This is a genomic window from Sphingobacterium sp. HMA12, from assembly GCF_002933815.1.
Taxonomy (GTDB): Bacteria; Bacteroidota; Bacteroidia; order Sphingobacteriales; family Sphingobacteriaceae; genus Sphingobacterium.
Genome location: NZ_BEYR01000010.1, coordinates 1 through 3,852 on the forward strand (window position 1 = coordinate 1; position 3,852 = coordinate 3,852).

The window sequence follows — 3,852 nt, forward strand, 5'->3', positions numbered from 1 at the left end:
AATTCTATCTTTTTCACGTTGTATACCTTCAACCTTGGGCAATGCATCCAGCACCACGTTAACCTGATAAACAGGCACGTACATCAACGCCCAATCATCCGGATAATTGTACGGAAAACCTATCCAAGTGTAAAACCCTCGGGACTGATCATCCACCGCATTAAACTCCTTTTCAGTAAAGAAATAGTCATCCGAATGAATATCACCAAATACCGGAACATTCATGTTCATATCAATTGAATTATCCAGTATTCCTTGTAAACTTTCAAGTGTATTTGGACTTTGAAGCGAGAAATTTGATTTTTCTTCCAAAAACTTACTACATGAAGTTAAAGAGAACAAGAGTGGCAAAACTACCAACATCTTAATTAAGCAATCGTTTATATTCATGATTTATTTATTTAAAAATTGACATTAAGCCCTATGGCATAAGTAGGATTAGGTGTTAACCGCCCAGGAAAATCAGGATCTACGCCTTCTTTATTTTTTTTCCAGATCAGCCCTAAATTACTGCCATTGAAAAACAAACGGGTATTTAACTTTTTGCTACCCAACTGCCACAGGTTCCTCCAAGAGAGATTGATATATTCCACACGGACATGATCCCCTTTCAACACATTAACCGAACTTTCCTGATAAAAAGCATCGCGATTTGCATCAATAGGATATTTTACGCGGGGTACTTGCGTATAGTTTTCGTCTCCTGGGGACTGCCATCTCCTATCAAAATCTGAATAAGCTTTACCATATAAATAAAAATTACCACTAGTAGTTGCTTGCTTACTGAAATAGTAATCCGCTTTAAAGGAAAGGTTAAATGATAGCTCAAAATTCCTATAGGAAAACGTATTGATCAAGTTTCCAAATAATTGTGGGACAGAAGACCCTACAAATACAATTGTCTGATTATCGTCTGTTTCCCCCACTGTTGAATTTCTGATTTTTTGATAATCGTTCGATAGCTCACCATTTAAGAATCCTTGCGGATCACCGTGTTCGTCCAGGCCGCCCCAATTAAAGGCAGCGATGGAATTGAGCGGTCTACCGACTATTGGTATAGTACTAGAACCATTTCCAACTAAATTGATGAGACCAAACTGGGTATTGTAATATTCCAGCACTTTATTTTTGTTCAAGCTTAAAAGCACGGCAGGCCGCCAGCTAAAGCTCGGAGTCCTTACAGCTTCGGCAGTCAAATTCAACTCAGCTCCCTGACTTCTTATCGAAGCATTATTTTTTATCGTGGTGTTGGCCTTTCCAAATACTGTATAATCTATCAATGAATTGCCATACAGATCTGTGCTCTTTTTCACATAATAATCAAAGCTTGCTGTGATTCTACTTTTGAACAGTCCAAATTGCAGTCCCAAATTTAATGTCCGCACCTTTTCCCATCTTAAAGATGGATCATTCAGGGTGCTGATCACAAAAGCAGGATAATTGGTATACCGTCCGCTGGTCGTTTCAGCAACCGGAAGAGGCGTGCGCGAGGGATCAATGTTGCCGCTATAGCCATAGGTGGCTCTCAGCTGCAGCGCATCTACCGCTTTCCAGTCAGCGAACTTTTCCTTTCTGATCTGCCAGCTCGCGCCTACCGACCAAAATGGATTAAATTTATCGTTGGTATTTATGCCGAACACGTTAGCCCCATCCTTACGTATACTGGCCGAAAGACCGTAACGTTGCTTGAATAAATACGCGACATTTGCATAGTGAGACACAAAACGATTCAGGGATTTCATTAGCGAAATATTTCCCTGAATGGAGGAAAATCCGCCTGCAGGCAGTGTCGGGTAAAAGCCTGCGTAATCCACCACTTTCGTGCGTATCGGATCAGCGCTATAACCATAGGAACTACTTGTTGAACCCTTTGATAATACTTCTCTTATTTCTGCACCTAAAATCCCATTGATATGGTGAACTCCGAACGATCGGTTAAAATTCAGTTGCCCTCTCCATGTATTCGAACTAATATCCCCATTGTTAAGATCATAAATTCCTCCAATGGGAATCGGACGTGCTACCAAACCAGATTGCGGGTCAATACTGGAAAACATGTTGATCAAATTCCGAGCATAATAACTTTCCGCTTGTGCGATCCTTTCCGTTACTTTTCGCTGTATCTGATATTGATAAGATACAGCTGCTGTTAAGTAAGGTTTGATATTATATTTGGCCTGTACAATGGCATACAATTCATTTTTACGTGTTGTCGCGCGATCTAGCTCATAATCATGCAATGGATAATAATTCCAATCCAACAGTTTATCTCCATACAGTTCATTGAGATAATTGCCTCGGTAGCTTCTATTAAAAGGCAATACTTCACCCTCCGCATTCATAAATTCGAAGAAAGGCACATATTTACCACCATATTTAAACTGATCAAGTACGGATGTACCACTACGTTGTTTCTGCGTGAGAAAATTCACATTGAGATTCAACTCAAATTTGTCCTTCCAGTGAAATGAATTGTTGAGGTAGAGATTTATCTTATTGTCTTTAGCCCTATTTTCGGAAAGATCCATGGTATTACCAACCCCAAAGTTATATCTTATCACCGTTGAAGCGCCCGAGATATTGGCAAAAGACTGCTGTAAGAATGGGGCCTTTAAAAAAGCATCTCTATAAGCCGCTTTACCATCCATTGCCAGTAATTCGGCAATCCTATCTGTTGAGTCCTGCGCCGAAATCAATCCCCTGCGCCGAGCCAGGAAAACTTCGACTGTAGGCGTCAAGGCAAGGTATGGACTCTGCTCAAGTTTCCCATCATAGTAGCCCGCATTAAAAAGCTCCTGTTCGGCCAAGATATAATCCAAATTAGCTGGCTGATACAACCTATTATAATCCGTGATGCGTTTGGTCGTGGTGGTATGGGAAATATTGACAATTGTCTTTTGCGATTTATTGGCAGTATTAATACTGTTCATTACAATAACACCATTGCCCGCTCTCGCTCCCCATATCGAAGTAGCGGCAGCATCCTTGAGCACAGTAACAGATGCGATGCTAGTAGGATCGATGTTATCGATATCTCCTTCATAAATAAAACCATCCAACACGATTAAGGGGTCTTTAGAAGCCTCAATGGTACTAAGGCCCCGAATCGAAATATTAAGCTTTTCATTGCGATTAGGCTTAAATTCGAAAGTCCCCTTTCGGAATCCCGGTGTCAGATTATTCAGGCGGTCCAGAATGTTAGTACCCACCTGCTGGTCAAGGATCTTTTTATCCAATACCTGAAAAGAACCTGTCATCTCGTTGGGACGGAGCTGCTGATATCCCGAACTAACGATCACTTCATTCAATACATTAGCCACAGGCACTAGCATAATTGTCAGGCTTGAAGTTCCAGTTTTATATAAAATGGTTTCACTATGATAGCCAATATGGCTAACTAATACACTGTCACCATGATTTGCTCTTATCACAAACCGGCCTTCCTGATCGGACTTTGTTGTGCTCTTCCCACGCGATATGCTAATAGAGGCACCCTGAATAGGCTTCTTATTGTCACTACTGATTACTTTGCCTTCTATCTTAGCCATCAGGTTCTGTCCAATAGCGAAGTTTGCTATCCCTGAAATGAACAGGAATAACACCATTAATATGAATGTTTTCATGCTTATATCCCCCTATCTGCTGAGAAATAAACATACTCCACTTCCTGCTGCACAAGGGTTATCTTGGCACCGAGCCGCCTTAACAACTGCAAAAGCTGTGCATCGGTATAACCCAGTAAATCCGCAGGCAGATCGAAGTCGACATTTATATTTTCAATATCGCCAAGCATGACAGGTTTATTTAGAAACCATGACAATACATTAAAACTATTGCGGAGCGGCAAGTTTC

General features: G+C 40.9%; 3 protein-coding genes. All 3 read right to left on the bottom strand.

Annotated features, from left to right (window positions below):
- Nucleotides 1-390: hypothetical protein (locus tag HMAT_RS26835; RefSeq protein WP_158656168.1), on the bottom strand; the 390-nt coding region annotated here is incomplete at its 3' end.
- Nucleotides 391-401: 11 nt separating this feature from the next.
- Nucleotides 402-3,623, bottom strand: coding sequence for a SusC/RagA family TonB-linked outer membrane protein (locus HMAT_RS26840; protein ID WP_104385910.1), 3,222 nt, complete (start codon nucleotides 3,621-3,623; stop codon nucleotides 402-404).
- A 2-nt stretch (nucleotides 3,624-3,625) separates the two neighbouring features.
- On the bottom strand, nucleotides 3,626-3,852 hold a 227-nt coding region (locus HMAT_RS27150), incomplete at its 5' end, for a hypothetical protein (RefSeq protein ID WP_158656170.1).

What these genes read in the sequence shown, in the direction of transcription:
- HMAT_RS26840 (WP_104385910.1), bottom strand. Translation starts at nt 3,623, where the DNA reads ATGAAAACATTCATATTAATGGTGTTATTCCTGTTCATTTCAGGGATA.